This window comes from Acidithiobacillus ferridurans, from assembly GCF_003966655.1.
In the GTDB taxonomy this organism is placed as follows: Bacteria; Pseudomonadota; Gammaproteobacteria; order Acidithiobacillales; family Acidithiobacillaceae; genus Acidithiobacillus; species Acidithiobacillus ferridurans.
This window is the reverse complement of the sequence record NZ_AP018795.1, coordinates 25,292-42,475: the sequence shown is the minus strand read 5'-3', so window position 1 is coordinate 42,475 and position 17,184 is coordinate 25,292. Positions and strand designations below refer to the sequence as shown.

Below are 17,184 nucleotides of genomic sequence, written 5' to 3'. Positions count from 1 at the left end.
CGCAAACAGGTCCCCGATGGCCATTACCAGATAGGCATACTTATCTGGAGCATGAAATGCAGAAAACAACCTTGGCTGTGGCTATCTCATCCGCGTTGCTGCTGGGTGTCTGGACGAGTCCCGCTTTGGCGATAGTAGGAACCCTGTCAGCCAACGATCTGGCGGTAGGTGCTAATTCCAGCGCCATAGGCACCAACGATGTTGCGATAAACGGCTCTGCGGTCGGGATGAACAACACGGTCATCAACGGCAGCATAAATAATTTTGGTCCGGTACTGGAGACTGGAAGTTCTAGCGGTGTAGCTTCCGGCGGCACGGCAAGCGGCGGCAGCGGTACCGGATATAACGGCAGCAACACCGCCTATGGTTCCGGCGCTACGGCATCGAACGACGGGAGTGATGCGTCCACCTACGGCAATAGTCAGGGCACGGCTATTGGCAGTGCTGCGCAATCCGTCGGGGTGAGCACGGCCATCGGTGGCAATGCGCAAGCTGGTCCTGCCAGTGGTGGAACGTTAGCCCTGAACAATAACGAAACGGTGATCGGGTATCGTTCATCGGTATCGGGCGGTAATGATTCAATGGCTATCGGTGGTGCATGGGCATCGGGGCAGGGCACTATTGCGCAAGGGTACGGTGCGCAGGCGGCTGGTAACGGTAGTATCGCCATTGGTAATGGCGCGCTATCCAGGAATTCCAGTGGTATCTTGCTTGATCCGACCACGGCGGTCGGCAGCAACGCCAGTGCGACAGGAACAGACGCTAACGCCTTTGGCGCGAATAGCACTGCTAGCGGAGATTATGCTGAGGCATTAGGCACCAATGCGACCGCGAGCGATGGCAATTCCGTGGCGCTGGGCGCCAACAGCACGGCGGACACCGCACCGGCATCCACGGCATCCGTGACCATTCGCGGAAAGACCTATCAGGTGGCGGGTAACACGGCATCCGGCACGGTGAGCGTGGGTGGTTCCGGAAGCAATGGCGGAACGCTGCTGGACCGTACCATCACCAACGTGGCAGCGGGACAAATTAGCGCTACCAGCACGAATGCGGTCAACGGTAGTGAGTTGTTCGCCACCAACCAGGCGTTGAACAGTCTGCAATCCACCCAAAGTTCCCCTGGTGTTCTGCACTACACCAACGGCGGCGGCGGGGTTTCGGCTACACCGACCAACACGGCATCTGCCGGATCACCTGGTAGCTCTCCTGTAGTGATCACCAATGTAGGCAATGGCGCAGTTGTCGCCAATGGCACGGACGCCGTAAACGGCGGGCAACTCTATGGGGCAGAACAAACTGCGCAAGCACAGGCAAACCAGGCGCAGACTAATGCGGAAGGGTACGCCGGGCAGGTTGCGCATCAGGCACAAACCACCGCAGAAGGCTATGCGGGGCAGGTCGCCGCAAGCGATAGTAACCAGGCGTTGCAGGCGGCGAATCAGCACAGCAACGGGCTGTTCACGATGACCTGCCACCAGGCAGGTAACGGCAGTGGAGACATTGTGTGTGGTCGCAACGCACAGGTCAGCGGCCAGAATTCGTCTGCACAAGGAACCGATGCACAGGCTAGCGGGGCGGGGGCCAATGCTTATGGTGCAAACACGAAGGCTGTTGGTGAGGGTGCCACAGCAATAGGAAATAGCGCCGTCGCAGCGGGCATCTCAACCACGGCGCTGGGTGACCATGCGGAAGCGGTGGCACCAAACAGTACTGCGCTGGGCGAGAACTCGGTGGCTCTGGGAGCAGGGTCCGCAGCACTAGGCTATGGCTCTATGGCGCGCCGCGCCAATAGTGTCTCCGTGGGTAATGCAGCTGCTGGGCTGCACCGGCAGGTCACAAATGTGGCGGCAGGTACTCAGCCCCATGACGCGGTCAATCTTCAGCAGTTTCAGGATGGGCTTCAGGGTTTGCAGGCCGCATCCAATGCCGAAGCGGATAAAGTCGGCTCCGTCGATGCCTCTCTGGGCGAAGCCGCCGCGCAAGCCGCTGCCGGGGTCGGCAATAACACGATATCCGGAGCCACTGCGGACTACAACGGACAGGCGTCTTTTGCGTTTAGTTACCAACATCGTTTCAGCTACCACTGGACGGGCGACGTAACCGTAGCCAGCAATGGTGGAGCAGCGAATACCGTTGCCGCCGCCGGTGCTGGTTATAGCTGGTAAACACCTCATTATAGGAACGTTTGTGGCTGAAGCCCCGATCAGAACGGGGCTTTTTTACATCCGCCACTCAATGCAAACAGGTCCCCGATGGCCATTACCAGATAGAACCACTATCTGGAGAACCCAACCATGGGACCCACCGGGCACAGACTGACAGGTATCGCGGCAGGTTGCCTCGCCGCGGTCGCACTCTATCCACTCCTCCACGACATGGGTTTGGTGGCCATCCCCGCCGGTTACGTCGGCGGCACGGCTCCGGACTGGCTGGAAATCGCCCATGCGGAGTTTTCGCCCCAACAGCGTTGGGTGCGGCAGTCTGTCATTCCGCATCGGACCATCACCCACTGGTGGCCATTGTGGCTGGCCTTGCTGGTAGGGGTGATTGTTTGGCCAGTACCAGCGTGGATCATTGCTCCCGGCCTATTCAATGGGCACAGCCTGTTCACTTTGAATATCGCACCAATACTGCGCAACGTGGTGGCGGGCTTTACCGCAGGCGGGATCATGCACCTCATCATGGATGTTCCCAATCCATCCGGCATCCCTATTCTTACCCCCATGGCGCGCAGCCGATGGAGCCTGCATTGGTGGAGGTCGGGCAACGCCCAGGAGCCGCTGGCCGGGTTGGGTATGGCTGTTCTTGCCGCCGCTACGTTATGGCTGGCTATCCATTGAAGAATGAAAACGACTGGATCGAGCGTCTTGTTCCCGTAGCGCTGACCGGCCCGCTTCGAGAAAAAGCGCTGGATGCCACACGACTGGCAGTCACCATCTTTCACATGAGTCCGGATGATGTTGCCGGCGCAATCATGCAGGCGGCGCAGATTCGGGGGGTGGCCGTGGACAGTCCGAAGGCTTGGATAAAATTCTATCGGGATATGGCGGGGCAGATGGGTGTCGTAGGGGAAAAGGTGGTTGATTCCCGGCTGTGTGCCATCGGTAATGGCCTGGGATACAGCTCCGCAGAGACCAAGGCGCTCTACCAATCCGGTGTGTTTGAACATGCGGCAGGATCATCTCACCCCTCATCCCCCGCTGACCAGGACCAACTGGGTACCACCAGCCTGAAAAGACAGTTTTCGGAAGAGCGCGGTCGCCCGGGCAGCGGGCGGGTTGGCATGAATAACAATTTCTCGCTGAACAGTCTCCTGGAGAAGGGGGTGGACTTTTCGGCGAGCGAGGAGAGTTCAGCCATCGGCGGCAACCGGAACGACGAAGAAGCCATGGCCGGAAAGCACATTATGGATCGCAAGATGGCGCAGTTCGCCACCAGATCACAATATGCCGCCTATATCACCTTTATCGATAATGCCCACTTATTGGGCCGCGATAGTCTGCGGCCTGGCCCACGGCGTCCAGATGCGTTGCAAGAAACCATCGTCACAGCGCTGAAAAGCAACCTGTTACTGGCCAGCAACGATTCTGCACGCGGTGCCTGGCACGAATACAGGGACGCATTCCAAAGAATCGCTGGCAGGGATGATCCCGGCGAACAACTTTCATCGCGCGCGCAGGATCGGTTGAATACGCCCCATGAGCGCGTGATCCGCGAGTTTCAGGCCAAGAAGGTGGAGCGTAAAACGGCTTTGGCAGAACCGGCGCCTAAAACCAGCAGACCCCGCACGATGAAGCGGGACCTGGGCATGGAGCGATAGCCGGGCATGATCCCCCCGATCGCAAACAGGTCCCCGATGGCCATAGGTAGATAGGTAGCAGGGAGTTCCCCTCGCTTCGCATAACGACATGGCACAGGAGACGAATCATGAGCAGCACGGACCACACTGCCGTAGCACGCAATACAGGAGCATCGCCAGAGCGTATCCACATGCGTGTGGCCCACGAAGATTTGTTGGCCTATGTGGATGCCTTCGCCAAGACGGTGGTTGATCGCCCCCCACTTCATGCACTGGCTCGCAACATCGAAAAGAATGTCGGCGAGGTGACAAGCGGCATTGAGAATGTTGCCAGCACGATGGGCGAACGGGCGAGCTGGGAGACCAAGGGCGCGTGTCTGAGCCAGGTGCAAACGGGCACCCGTCATATGGGCGTCAATCTCGTGGAGGTAGCCAAACAGGTGCGTGGCCTCATTAAAGAGAGCGTCCCAGCGGTCGGAAAGATCGCCAAGGCTTGGGACAACGTGCTGGATGCAACGCAGCACTATACGACGGTCGGAATGAATCGGCTGGCTGGAGTCGTGAAGTGCCTGCAGTCAGAAAAAGATCGTTACGATGTTGGTTTTGTCAGTGGCAACCTCCAGGAGACGCAGGACACTGCCCTCGCGTTAAGAAAAGCGGGCATCCAGACATCACTGGCGAGTCCACATCTCGGCGAGTATGCGCTGGCCGATGCCAGGAAACTGAGCATGATAGCAGAGTCCAAATCGGTGCATCGTGGCACCATCGTCAATGTCATTGGCCAGGAGGCCGTCCTGAAAAACGCCAAGGGACAGCTTATGGCCCTTCCTGTGGCCCCGGATTTCAAGTTCAGGCGTGGTGACAATGTCGTCATGAAAGAGCATGGCGGTACCTATTCCGGGAAGCGACAGATAGTGGATCGCGAGATGGAGCGGTGAGGATGAGCAGCCAAGGACTCAGCAAGAATGGCAAGAAGCTCATTGGCAGGCAAAATCATGACTGACTTTTTGTCTGTTCTGCATCACGCGCAAATTGCGCAACAAAACAACCTGTGGATGTTCGGCGTTACGCTTGGGCTTGTTGTGCTCGCGTTTGTCGTGCCAGCGCCCAAGCTCATTGAAGAGCGAGTGGATTTCCCGCAGGGATTCTGGAGGACAGTCATCGCCATGCTATTTGTGCTCATCATGATTGCCCTGATGCTCTGGCAAGTCTCTTGTTTGTGGGTCAAGGTGCCACCCGCATACATCCATGCTTTGCCTGCCAATGAGCGGATTGCCATTCAGAAAAAAATTGCCCACACAGGCAGACCACTGACCATTGGTCAGTTGATACGCATTGAGCACGACGGCCCTCAACGTGCGCAGGTAAAGCAACAGATGGAGGCAACACAATGAAATATCAGCCATTCGATTCCGGTGTGCTTTTTATCCCCGCTTGCGAGCGATGGAAAAGCGAAGCGGTCAACGACCCGGATCAGGAATACTTGGGCGACATGCTGCGTATCCGCACTCTAACCCGCAAAGGCCAGGCACCCGCCGACATCCTGCATTACTTCGGCTTGCAGCCGGTAGGCCTGGCGAATGCCGCTGATGATGATCGGTCATTCGATCGTATTGGCGACATCCAGTTGCAGGTGTTTGAGGAGATGCTGGCACTCACCGGAGAGGAGTACCGTCTGGACTGGTCGCGCCGCGACGGGGCTTTCTGCCTTTGGTACAGGGACCGGGATCATCGCCGTGACGCCACCCGTGACCTGCTGTTCGTGCGGACCAATGCCAAAGCCTTATTTGGCGGTGCGGAAATCCGAAATAGTCCGGTCCACGGGTTTGGTTTATTCGCTTTGCGAAAATGGTCTGCAGGTGAGGTGCCATGCGGCCGCCTGGATGGACAGGTGCTTTCACACGACGAATACGAGCAGTTGCAATTGCGCATGGCTCCCGCGCTGGGCCGGATGCGCCATTTCTTCTTTATGGAGTGGAATGCGTTACCCGACGATATGCTGCTGGCCCGCCCGTTTCGCACGTTCTACAGCTTCATCAATCATTCACCAAATCCGAACCTGAAAGTTTCATTTGATGGGTTAGCACCCTGCATGGGGAATTGTCTGTCGCTCATCATACTCCGGGACATTCAGCCCGATGAGGAATTCACGCTGGATTATCGGCTGGAACCCCTGCCGCGCGGCTATTTTGAGACGCCTTATTCGGGGTATCTCACGCCGGTTGACTTGCCGTCGGCATGACTTGCAGTCGGTACGACCATTCTACAGGAGAAATCATTGAATGAATTTACTGATCGTCGAATCACCCACCAAAGCCAAGCACATCCAGCACTTTCTGGGATCCGACTGGCAGGTTAAAGCCAGTCTGGGGCATGTTCGTGATCTGGAGAAATCCGGCGATAAAAGCCATGTCCGTCCGCCGGACTTCAAGATGAACTATGCCGTGAATGATGCCAAGCACAAAGATATTGTGGCCGGGCTGAAATCCGCAGCACGCAATGCCAGTGCGGTGTACCTGGCCACCGACCCCGACCGTGAGGGCGAAGCCATTAGCTGGCATCTCTGTCAGGTGCTCGGCATCAAATCGGCCGAAGCGCGCCGGGTGACGTATCAGGAGGTCACGGAAAGTGCCGTCAAAAAGGCCATCGCAAATCCCCGGGCACTGAATATGAAGCTGGTCGCGGCCCAGGAAGTGCGGCGCGGTCTGGATCGCATGGTCGGCTGGGAAGTCTCCGGCCCCTTATCGAACCTGATCCACACCAAAGCCAGCGCCGGGCGTGTCCAGACTCCGGCTTTACGCTTGATCGTGGAGCGCGAGCGCGCCATCCAGGCCTTCAAACCGAGGTCTTATTTTCAGGTCATAGCCCATCTGCCGGGAAGCACACCTGGCACGACTTGGCGGGCACTTTGGCAGGACGGCACCAAAGAAGGCAAATATTTTCAGGACAAGGCTCTCGCAGCAGCGCTGGCCGCTGCCATACCCTCTCTTCCCCTTACGGTCACCCAGGCGGATTCCAAGCCAACCCGTAAGGCGCCTGCACCACCATTCACCACAAGCACGCTACAGATGGACGGCAGTCGCGCTTTGAAATGCGGCGCTGAGGACGTCATGAAAGCCGCCCAGTCGCTGTTTGAAGACGGACATATTACCTACCATCGCACCGATTCGCCGAATCTCAGCGAAGAAGGCGAGACACTTTTGCGCAATGCACTGCAATCCGCCGGCCTGCCCATCATTGGACAGCCCCGGCGCTGGAAAGCCAAAGGCGACGCGCAGGAAGCCCATGAAGCCATCCGCCCGACCTTTGACAAGGTACCACCGTCAGCAGAAGTGGCCGGTGAGGATGCCATCCAGCAGGCACTTTATGCCTTGATCCGCAAACGCGCCATGGCCAGCCAGATGCCCGATGCCGTGTATCAGCAAACGTCATGCACCCTGAATGGCGGCACATTTCAGAACCGGCCCGCTATTTTCCGCGCCGTCGGCAGCATTCTGACGGATCCCGGTTGGCGGACACTGTATATGGAAACGGAAGAGGGAGAAGAGGAGGGCGGCGCAGAAAAAGAGGCAGCCAATCCCGTTCCCGTTCTGCAAGTCGGGGTACGGGCACAAGCCGAACGTGGCGAGGTGCTCAACAAATCCACCAAGGCTCCGCCACGATTCACCGAAGCCACCCTGATCAAGGCGCTGGAAGATCATGGCGTCGGCCGGCCAAGCACCTACGCATCCATCATCAAGGTGCTCTATTCCCGGGAGTACATGCAGCGTAAGGGCAAGGCCTCCGCCTTGTATCCAACAGCGACGGGTGAGTCGGTCATTGATGCGCTGGTCGGACGCTTTGCCTTTGCCGATCTGGACTGGACCCGAGAGATGGAAGACGGGCTGGATCAGATCACCAACGGGGTGGGTAATGCCCGTGGCCTATTGCAGCAGGCATGGGATGCGATTCAGCAGGGGCTGGCGGGTATGCCCGCCGGTGCCGTTGCGGAAACCGAGCAGTGCCCGGTAGATGATTGCGGTGGACAGGTGAAGCGTCTGGAGAGCACGAAAAAGCCTGGTTCCTTCTTCTGGGCCTGTTCCAATAGGGATAAGCACGGGCTGCTTCAGGATGATGAGGGTCATCCCGGGCTGCCTTTTGCAGACCGGCCCCAGGCGGAGTCCCAGGGCACAGGTCCCCAGTGCCCGAAGTGCAAACAGGCTACAGGGCAATTCACCACGAGCACCAGCAAGATTTATTTCCGTTGCCAGAAGTGTAGTGGTGCCTGGTGGCCCGACAAAGAAAACGCGCAGGCGTTGGGCACCAAGTGGAAAAAACAGTGAGCCCTGCCAATTCCCTCGCTTGATGCAATGCCTGTAAGGGGCAATAACTTCCTACGGAACCGGAGAACACGATGAGTAACGCCGATAGACTTTTAACGTACCACATTGTTATGGGAAAAACCGCAGACGGCATGTCGCAACATCATCTGTCGTTACGTGGTCCCTCAGAAGGGGACACCGAAAATATTGTTAAGGCATGCCAGACGGCAGACCTGCTGGCGTGCGATATATCAGCGCTTTGTCCAACAGCCCATCCGGTGCTTTCTCTTATCGGCAGAGACCTTGAAAAACGGTTAGCCGAAATAGCCCGTGCCTTGCGCGAGATATCGGATGCCATCGCCGACACTTCAACCGATATCAGTGCGCAGGATGTTCAGGAGTGGGCGGCGGAACTGCGTGACGAAGCGGTTCTGGCGGCAATCAGCTACTACGATCTTGAGACCAAGATAAAAATCTTTTCGCGGTCCATGAAAGCCGTCCGGTCTGATCGTCTGCAGTTCAATAAGGAACGGTCGGCGGCGGGATGAACATCGCCATACTAAAAGCCTGGGCAATCTATTACTACGAGGTTGCCCTCCAGTATCTCCACACCTTCATAGGAGGCAGCCCCATGATCTGGTTACTCGCGGTTATCGGCATCCCCATTCTTGTTGTGCTCATGCTGTTTTTTTCCATGGCGGACGACTTCTGGCAACTCATTCGGTTACGTCTGGACCTGTCCCGCATTTTCGGCGACCTGATCCACGTTCTTTTTATTGTCGGCATCGGCATCGTCGCTGAGGTGTTTTCCATCTTTATGCTGATCAAGGATGTGTTATGAGCACGGCACAGCGCACCACGCCGCAGTTTCAGTTTACGGAGGGCTTGATCCATGACATCGCGGTGGCACAAACCGCGTACCTGATCGCAGCCCTGTCGCCTATCGTTTCGGCGAATGTGGACCGTGATGCATCACCAGAAACTAGGCGGGCACAGTTCAGGGACCTACTGTCGAAATTGACCATATCCACGGTCGACGACATGTACGATCTCATATCGAGGAATTCGGCACTGCCCGGCATTGTGAATATGGGACTGAAAATAGCGCAGCAGCGCGTGGCTTCTTGGGACGGCTATCAGGAACTGGATGAACACGAGTGAAGGCTAAAGCACCGGCAAGCACAAACAGGTCGCCGATGGCCATTACCCGATGAAGACACATAAACAGGAGAACCCCCAATGTTGGACGCCAGGACCATCACCGACAAGTACTCAGTGGCAGAATACGCCCTCATCTACCTGGGTGGACGTCAGCCATCCCCCACCGTGACACCCGGCATACGCTATTGCGTGGAAGAGGTCGCCGGATATGAACTGTATAAAGACAAAAACCACGAAGTCATGATCTTTGACAGCGAAGCCCAGGCCTTCGAGTTCCGCCAGATTCTCGGCGGTGTATTCCCGGTACTCGCTTTTTATGACCAGCCGTTACCCGAATGGGATGGGGCTGATGAAGACGTCCCACTTAACGTTCCGGAATTCGCGGATGTTGAGGAGGTGATGGCATGAACATGCTTCGTGGTGCCGTAATCATGGCGCCGTTCAGCCTTGTGCCTCTCACCGGCGCCATCGCTGCAACAAACACCGCATCCAGTGCAGCCCTGGCGAATGACGCAGGGGTATCCCAGGCGGAATTGCAGGCCGGCAATTCGTGGTTCAACAGCGACCAGAACAGCAATGGCACCCAGAATAGCAGCCAATTGCAGACCGGCAACGCATTGGGCGGTCAGTCGCAGGTACAGGGTTCTTTGGCCAGCAGCCAGCAGGCGGCGGCCACCGATAGCGTGCTGGCGCAGGAAATGGCCCGCTATTACAGCCTGTATACCGGCTACTACAATAACTATTTGAACGATGAGTCGCTGGCATCCGGTGCATCCAGCACCTATGCCGCTTGTGTGGCGGCCCTCAAAACGGACTGCCTCAACAAGAGCAGCTATTACGGACAGCAGGCGGGAGCCGCCTATGTTGAGTACCAGAATTACTACGGACTCTGGTATCAGGACTGGCAGCAACAGACGGCGATGGAATCCACCGCCGGCCAGCAGTCGGTACTGGGTGGCGCATCATCGCAGGCCAGTGCGAACTCCAACAATAACTACCAGAACGAGCAGAACGCTGCGCAGTCGGATGCGCAATCCTCTGCCAGCAACACCAAAAGTGCCAACACTGGCAACAACAGCGCGGCGACCGCCTCTGGGCAATCAGCGGCATCCACCGCCCTGCAGACGATCCAGAATGAAACGGGTGTACAGCAGGGTCAGAGCGCGCCAACCGCCACGGCTCCTGCCGTGTCATCCACCCCGTTCTCCTACACCAGTCCGCTACAGACTCAAATGACCAATGATGAAACGTCAGCCATGGAAAACGCCGCAACGGACGTAGTGCAACAGCAGTACGCCGACAACCGGGCAGCAGATGCCACAACAGCGGATCAGCAGTCGGCGGCAGACACGGCCGCTGCGGACGTTGCGCCATCGTCTGGAACCCAGGCGATGTGGGCTGATGGCGCAAGTATCGCCAGCAACACGGCAAACACCTATCAGCAGGACGCGAACAACACGGCGGCTACCGCTACAGCGGCGCAGCAGACTTTCGTGCAGGATCAGAATCAGGCCAACGCCGATGCTATTACCATTGGCGAGCAGACGGATGCGGCCGCTGAAGCCTATGCCCAGAAACAGGCGGCGGCAAACGGTGTGACCTACACGGCGCCCACCGCACCGGACACGTCCGTCCAGTCGGCTATCGCTACCGATCAGGCCACCATCAATCAAGATACCGTGACGGCGGAAACGGAGGCCGCCGATGCCTACAGTCAGGAACGGGTGGCAACGGATGCGAATGCCACCGCGACGACAGCCACCCAGCAGGCGCAAACCGACCAGTCTAACGCACAAAGCGCACCCGACACGGCTTTGCAGAATACCTGGAATGCCGCCGCCAGCTCCGAGTCCAATAGTTCCACGTTATCCACCCAGGCGGCGCAGGCCGCATCAAGTGCTGAAGCTACTGATGAAACCGCAGCCAATGCCGCTATGGCCGCGGCGGAAACGGCTGGTGGCAAATCCGGCATGGATAGCGCCGCCATAAATCAGGGAGACAGCGCAGCACAGGCGGCTTTGCAGGCGATCCAGAAGGCGACAGGCGTCACCCAATCCGCAAACGGATAGTCACCACCGACAGGAGCACGAAAAAATGAGCACGAACACCCGCACCCAGGCCCAGGTTTATCGCGAACGGCAGATTGAGAGCCTGCGCCGCACGCTGGGCGACGATATTCTGGGTTATCTGCAGGACCCGGCCATCATTGAAATCATGCTGAATCAGGACGGCAATATCTGGGTGGATGTGCTGGGCGGCGATATGGAAATCCGGTCCCGGATGGATCCCGTCCGGGCCAAAATGGTGATTGAGACCGTGGCATCCATGCTGGATACCAGCATTACCAAGGAAAACCCGATCATCTCCGGTGAATTGCCGCTGGATGGATCGCGCTTTGAGGCGCAAATCCCGCCCATCGTCGAAGCGCCTACCTTTGCCATTCGCAAAAAAGCCCTTCTGATCTTTACGCTGAAAGATTATGTGGACAAGGGCATTATGACGGCCACTCAGCATGACTTGATAATCTCCGCAGTGAGGTCCCGCAAAAATATTCTGGTGAATGGCGGGACCGGTACCGGCAAAACCACCCTGGCCAACGCCATACTGCACGCTATCAGCGTGGAGACCCCGGAGCACCGGGTGGTGGTGATCGAGGATACCCGAGAGTTGCAAATTTCGGCGCCAAACGTCGTTTCCTTCCGTACCTCCGACCAGATTGATATGACCCGTTTGCTAAAATCCACCATGCGTATGCGACCGGACCGGATTGTTGTCGGGGAGGTGCGGGGGAAAGAGGCCCTGGATTTGCTCAAGGCCTGGAACACTGGCCACCCGGGTGGCGTGGGTACCGTTCATGCCAATGATGCACGCGCTGCGCTGACCCGCGTCAGCATGCTGATTCAGGAAGCCAATGTTCCCCCTGTCCCGGAGTTGATAGCCGAAGCGGTCAACATCGTGATCAGCATCAAGCGCACATCCACCGGACGTATTATCGACGAAGTCATGCAGGTGATGGGCTACCAGCATGGCCAGTTTGTGACCGAAATGCTGTAACCACGATCTGCCCTCCCCAAGACACCGCTCACAGGAGCGGTTTTTTTGTGTCTGGGCAGCACAAACAGGTTACCGATGGCCATTAGAGGATAGGCAACAACGCCTATTTTTTATCTACGGGGTTCCATCATGAAGAAGCATTTCGTTATCGCCACGCTGGCTCTCGCCAGCATGTCTCTCTCTGGTCTGGCCGTGGCCGCCGACTATTCCGCCCAGGTCGGTTTTGAAAACTACGGCATTCATGTCGGCGGTGTTGGCTCCAGTGTGCCCGGCGGTTTCCTGCACACCCACGAGCGTTTCGGCAATCTGGACTTCGGCCAGCGCGTCTTCGGTGGTGCGGGCGCATCCATTGACGGTTCTGTTCTCACCGGTTCGATGAATGCCGGATACCTCATTCATCCAGAGCAGCACCTGACCATCAAACCGGAAATTGGTGTGGGCTATATCGGTATTCACCCGCAGGGCAGCCACATGGATACCGGCTACGCCTATGGTGGTGCCAAGGTCAGCTATCAGGTGTTCCCGTCCATTGGCCTGGACGCCCGTGGTGTGTTTGGGCGTGACTTCGGCACGGCGGTCAGCAACATGCATACGCTGGGCGGCCTGTACTACAGCGGCAGTATTGGGGCCGATGCCAAGGTCGGTCCGGGATTCGCAACGATCAGCTATCAGTACCAGAGCATGCCCTTCGGTGGCGGTATTGCCAGCCTGAATCTGAGCACCGACCAGTACCGCATCGGCTATCGCATCTCGTTCTAATCCGCAGACCAGCACCCCGGCAGGCACAAATGTGTCGCCGGGGCTGCCAGCGCAAACAGGTCCCCGATGGCCATTACCTCATGGAGAACATTCATCTCGTCGTCATCCATCGCCATTGCAAGGAAAATTACACATGAAACCATATATCAATCGGTTAAGTAACGGAGTTCGGGACACCTACTTCAAGGTGGGTGTCATTATCGGCGTTGCCGTACAGACCATCGCGCCCGCCTTTGCGGAATCGACCGGCACCTCCCTGCCATGGGACACCCCCATTCAGGATCTGACCAACAACCTAACGGGTCCTGTCGCCACAGCCATCAGTATTGTGGCATTTCTGGCGGCCGGTGCAGCCCTCATCTTTGGGGAGGAACTGGGCGGCATTGCCAAGAAAGCGCTGTTTGTCGTGCTGGGCATCTCCATGATCGTGTTTGGCAATACGTTTCTCACCGACCTCGGACTTACCGGAGCACTGGTGTAAAACGGCAGCGAGCGCATTTTCGGGCCGTTGCCTTTATCCAGATTCGGCACAGGAGAAAACCTTATGGACCAATCACCCAGGCAAGAAATTTCCATCCACCAATCCCTCCATAAACCGATGCTGGTTCTGGGGGGCGAGCGCAACCTCGTACTCATGCTGGGTGTTCTTGCGGGTATCTTCATCTTTTCGCTGGCTCAACTTTGGGCGGCAGTCATCGGGATCATCCTTTGGGTTTTTGGCACCTGGGGCTTGGCGCAACTGGCCAAATACGACCCGATATTGAGCAAAACCGGAAAGCGCAGCATTCAGTACAAGAAATATTACCCGGCATCGGCCACGCCCTTTGCCCGCAATCGCGCCATTAAATAATCAAGGAGATTTTTCATGCGTGCCTTAAAAGAATTTCGCAGCAAGGCCTATGGCTTGCCTGACCTTCTGCCCTGGGCGGCGCTGGTCGATAACGGCATCGTGCTCAACAAAAATGGCAGCCTGATGGCAGGCTTCTACTACACCGGCCCGGATCTGGACTCTTCTACCAACGCGGAGCTGGCCGCGATGTCCAACCGCATCAACTCCGCCTTGTCTATGGGCGATGGCTGGGTGCTGAACTGCGATGCCATCCGTATACCCGCTCCTGGCTATGCCCCGGAAGGCAGCTTTCCCGATCGCACTACACGCCTCATTGACGCTGTTCGCCGGGTGCGCTTCGAGTCGGCAGACGCCGGGTATACCAGTCGTTTTGTTCTGACGCTCACATTCTTCCCCCCTCCGGATGCCGCCACAAAGATGGGTGACTTCCTGATTGATGGAGAAGATAAAGGGTCGCCGGGCAGCAACAATCTGCAGCGTTTCAAAGAACGCATCAAGGAAATTCAAGGGCGACTTTCGGGCTTCCTGAAAATCCGTCGCATGGAAGACCACGTTGATGAGAACACCGGCGAAATCATCAATAGCGAAATCCTGCAATATCTCGAATATTGCGTGAGTTTCCGCAACCGGCCCTTTCGGCTCTCCATGGTCCCCATGTATCTGGACGCCGTACTCGGACGGCACGAGCTGATTACCGGCTTTAACCCGCAGATCGGCAATCTACATATCGCAGCACTTGCCATTGAAGGCTTCCCTGCGATGTCCTCACCCGGGATTCTCGACTTCTTATCGCGTCTTCCGGTGTCTTACCGGTGGTCCAATCGCTTCATCTATCTGGATCCGCAGGATGCCGAAAAACAGCTGAACCGTTACCGCAGCCGCTGGAGCCAGAAGCGCAAATCCGCGCTCAATGTGGTCAGGGAGAGTCAGGGCGGGCAGGCAACGCACATCAATATCCACGCGGATCAACAGACTAACGATACCGTCGTTGCCATGGCCGAAGCATCCAGTGGGGAAGTGCGCTTCGGGTACTACACCAGCGTCATTCTCCTCGCCCATGAAAGTGAGAAAGTCGTGCTGGACATCGCTCGTGACGTGCAGAAGGTGATAGAAAACCATGGCTTCGGCGTCCGTATCGAGGACGTGAACGCGGTTGAGGCACTGATGGGCGCCATGCCCGGGAACACCTATGCCAATGTACGGCGACCGCTGATTCACACCCTGAATCTGGCGCATCTTCTCCCCTTCACCAATGTCTGGGCAGGCCCCGATGAAAACGCCTGTCCGTTCTATCCTCCCCATAGCCCAGTGCTCATGCGTGCGAATACCGATGGCAACACGCCATTCCGTATTGCACTACATGCTGGCGATTTAGCGCATACCGTCATACTGGGTCCTACAGGTATGGGCAAATCCACGTTACTGTCCATGCTGGTGGCTCAGCAGTTCCGTTACGCCCATGCCCAGGTCTTCGCCTTTGATAAGGGCTATTCCATGTTCCCGCTGGTCGGTGCCGCCGGTGGCCAGCACTACGATATTGCCGGTGACGCGCACGATCTGGCGTTCTGTCCCTTGGGCAGGGTGGACAAACCCTCTGAGCAGTCCTGGGCGGCCGAGTGGGTAGAAAGTCTGGTTGCGTTGCAGCTGGGCAAAAACACCCCTATCACGCCGCGCATGCGCGATGAAATTTATCGGGCCATCGTACAGTTGGGGACCAGTACGACGGAAATGCGGCAGCGGACCTTGGGCGCACTGGTGACGGTCATTCAGGATGACGCACTGCGTAGCGCACTGAATTACTACACCCTGAAAGGCCCGGCGGGGCACCTGCTGGACGCCGAGAGCGATGGGCTGGGGGAAGATGTGTTCCAGGTGTTTGAAATGGAACACCTGATGAATCTCGGTGAGAAAATCCTGTTACCGGTACTGACTTACCTGTTCCACCGGATTGAGCAGCGATTCAAAGGCCAGCCAACGCTGCTGGTTCTCGATGAGGCCTGGGTCATGCTGGGACATGACACCTTCAAGGCCAAAATTCGGGAATGGCTCAAGGTACTGCGCAAGGCCAATGTCGCCGTCATCTTTGCCACGCAGTCCCTGAGCGATCTGATCAAGTCCGGCATTGCGGATGTCATTTTTGAATCCTGCCCGACGAAGATTCTGTTGCCGAACCCAGAGGCACTGACGGACCAGTTGCGGCCCTTGTACGAGTCCATCGGACTCAATGCCCGCCAGATTGAAATTCTGGCTTCCGCCATTCCGAAGCGCCAGTACTACATGATGCACCCCGATGGGCGGCGCCTCTTTGAGTTGGGCTTGTCTGGTCCGGAACTGGCCTTTGTAGGCGCATCGGGCAAAGAAGACATTGCCCATATCCGTGAACTACGTGAAGCCCACGATTGGCAATGGCCAGCCGTCTGGCTGCGCGAGCGTGGCGAAAGTGACGCTGCTGATCTTTGGGAATCCTACTAAACCAGAAACAGAATACTTTAACCAGGAGCACTACCATGTTCTATTTTATTGATCCTATGTACGCGACCCCTCCAGTAGCTCCGCCCGCCATAGAGCGGGTAATGACGCCACCACCAGCTCCCGTGTTACCAAAAGGCTGGCAATGGGGCAAGCCCACGAAAGCTTTGCCCAGCCCTCAGCCGCCCATGCCGATGAACCCGTATGCAGCACACCGTTTTGCTGTCTGTATGGGGTTTGCCAATGAAAAGGCCCCGGTGTGCCTGCCAGAGCAAGTGTCACGGCCCACATGGACCGTTGTGTCGTGGAAGAACCTCGCACCCCGCAAGATCGTGGGCACGCAAAAGGAAGTTGCAGCCACTGTTGAGCGAGCACTGGCCGCAGCGGGCATCCATCATTTTTCGATCACGGCCTATGACGCTATTCACGTCATCGTGGCATTACAGGATTGACAGAATTGTAAGCTGAGAAGGAGTGGCGAAGGGATACAGGGATGTTTCGCTCATCAACCAGCGCCTGATGAATATATGGCCTTACACCGATGGCAGGCCAGTTTACTGGTTTCTGGCTGATCGGGGTCTGATTGTCGGGCTATATGCAAAATCTGGCTGGAAACCCATGGCCTCCGAGGCCAAAAACCGTGATGATCCATACTTGCCATGGGTTGGAAGGTGAAAACCAGTGAGGAGCGTGTGCAGAAGGCTTCTGGTAGGAATGAGATTGTGTCCAGTTTACGGAACTATGATCTGTATCATCCCCTGTCAAATGATTCCTGTAGAGATTTTCTG

The 17,184-nt window shown here is 57.1% G+C and carries 18 protein-coding genes; all 18 read left to right on the top strand.

Going from position 1 to position 17,184, the window contains the following annotated elements; translation table 11 throughout:
• Window positions 1-56 precede the first annotated feature (56 nt).
• The 18 genes from AFERRID_RS00225 to AFERRID_RS00140 all read left to right on the top strand — a co-directional run bounded on the left by AFERRID_RS00225 (window position 57) and on the right by AFERRID_RS00140 (window position 16,848).
• A complete protein-coding gene (locus AFERRID_RS00225) occupies window positions 57-2,168 on the top strand; it encodes a YadA family autotransporter adhesin (RefSeq protein ID WP_126604101.1) in 2,112 nt (703 codons plus the stop codon).
• Window positions 2,169-2,297: 129 nt separating this feature from the next.
• Window positions 2,298-2,843, top strand: a complete 546-nt coding sequence (locus AFERRID_RS00220; RefSeq protein WP_126604100.1) for a metal-dependent hydrolase — start codon at window positions 2,298-2,300, stop codon at window positions 2,841-2,843.
• Window positions 2,840-3,823, top strand: coding sequence for a hypothetical protein (locus AFERRID_RS00215; RefSeq protein ID WP_126604099.1), 984 nt, complete (start codon window positions 2,840-2,842; stop codon window positions 3,821-3,823). The genes AFERRID_RS00220 and AFERRID_RS00215 overlap by 4 nt, the downstream gene beginning before the upstream one ends.
• A gap of 107 nt (window positions 3,824-3,930) precedes the next feature.
• Complete coding sequence (locus AFERRID_RS00210) at window positions 3,931-4,740, top strand: hypothetical protein (protein WP_126604098.1); 810 nt, start codon at window positions 3,931-3,933, stop codon at window positions 4,738-4,740.
• A 57-nt stretch (window positions 4,741-4,797) separates the two neighbouring features.
• Window positions 4,798-5,196, top strand: coding sequence for a hypothetical protein (locus tag AFERRID_RS00205; protein WP_126604097.1), 399 nt, complete (start codon window positions 4,798-4,800; stop codon window positions 5,194-5,196).
• Complete coding sequence (locus AFERRID_RS00200) at window positions 5,193-6,044, top strand: SET domain-containing protein-lysine N-methyltransferase (RefSeq protein ID WP_126604096.1); 852 nt, start codon at window positions 5,193-5,195, stop codon at window positions 6,042-6,044. The genes AFERRID_RS00205 and AFERRID_RS00200 overlap by 4 nt, the downstream gene beginning before the upstream one ends.
• A gap of 40 nt (window positions 6,045-6,084) precedes the next feature.
• Window positions 6,085-8,124: a type I DNA topoisomerase gene (topA, locus tag AFERRID_RS00195; RefSeq protein WP_126604095.1), complete on the top strand. Its 2,040-nt coding sequence runs from the start codon at window positions 6,085-6,087 to the stop codon at window positions 8,122-8,124.
• 71 nt (window positions 8,125-8,195) lie between these two features.
• On the top strand, window positions 8,196-8,651 hold the full coding sequence (locus AFERRID_RS00190) for a hypothetical protein (RefSeq protein WP_126604094.1): 456 nt from the start codon (window positions 8,196-8,198) through the stop codon (window positions 8,649-8,651).
• An 83-nt stretch (window positions 8,652-8,734) separates the two neighbouring features.
• The gene (locus AFERRID_RS00185) at window positions 8,735-8,944 is read left to right on the top strand and encodes a hypothetical protein (protein ID WP_126604093.1); all 210 of its coding nucleotides are present in this window, start codon (window positions 8,735-8,737) and stop codon (window positions 8,942-8,944) included.
• Window positions 8,941-9,264, top strand: coding sequence for a hypothetical protein (locus AFERRID_RS00180; RefSeq protein ID WP_126604092.1), 324 nt, complete (start codon window positions 8,941-8,943; stop codon window positions 9,262-9,264). Before AFERRID_RS00185 ends, AFERRID_RS00180 begins: the two co-directional genes overlap by 4 nt.
• 78 nt (window positions 9,265-9,342) lie before the next feature.
• Window positions 9,343-9,672: a hypothetical protein gene (locus tag AFERRID_RS00175; protein ID WP_126604091.1), complete on the top strand. Its 330-nt coding sequence runs from the start codon at window positions 9,343-9,345 to the stop codon at window positions 9,670-9,672.
• On the top strand, window positions 9,669-11,333 hold the full coding sequence (locus AFERRID_RS00170) for a hypothetical protein (protein ID WP_126604090.1): 1,665 nt from the start codon (window positions 9,669-9,671) through the stop codon (window positions 11,331-11,333). Before AFERRID_RS00175 ends, AFERRID_RS00170 begins: the two co-directional genes overlap by 4 nt.
• 25 nt (window positions 11,334-11,358) lie before the next feature.
• The gene (gene trbB / locus AFERRID_RS00165; protein WP_126604089.1) at window positions 11,359-12,318 is read left to right on the top strand and encodes a P-type conjugative transfer ATPase TrbB; all 960 of its coding nucleotides are present in this window, start codon (window positions 11,359-11,361) and stop codon (window positions 12,316-12,318) included.
• A gap of 129 nt (window positions 12,319-12,447) precedes the next feature.
• On the top strand, window positions 12,448-13,077 hold the full coding sequence (locus AFERRID_RS00160) for a hypothetical protein (protein WP_126604088.1): 630 nt from the start codon (window positions 12,448-12,450) through the stop codon (window positions 13,075-13,077).
• Between the two features lie 133 nt (window positions 13,078-13,210).
• Complete coding sequence (locus AFERRID_RS00155; protein ID WP_126604087.1) at window positions 13,211-13,558, top strand: TrbC/VirB2 family protein; 348 nt, start codon at window positions 13,211-13,213, stop codon at window positions 13,556-13,558.
• A gap of 63 nt (window positions 13,559-13,621) precedes the next feature.
• Window positions 13,622-13,927, top strand: a complete 306-nt coding sequence (gene trbD / locus AFERRID_RS00150) for a conjugal transfer protein TrbD (protein ID WP_126604086.1) — start codon at window positions 13,622-13,624, stop codon at window positions 13,925-13,927.
• A 15-nt stretch (window positions 13,928-13,942) separates the two neighbouring features.
• Entirely contained in the window at window positions 13,943-16,399 is a 2,457-nt protein-coding gene (locus AFERRID_RS00145; RefSeq protein ID WP_126604085.1) for a TraG/VirB4 family ATPase, read from the top strand.
• 35 nt (window positions 16,400-16,434) lie between these two features.
• The gene (locus AFERRID_RS00140; RefSeq protein ID WP_126604084.1) at window positions 16,435-16,848 is read left to right on the top strand and encodes a hypothetical protein; all 414 of its coding nucleotides are present in this window, start codon (window positions 16,435-16,437) and stop codon (window positions 16,846-16,848) included.
• Window positions 16,849-17,184: the final 336 nt, after the last annotated feature.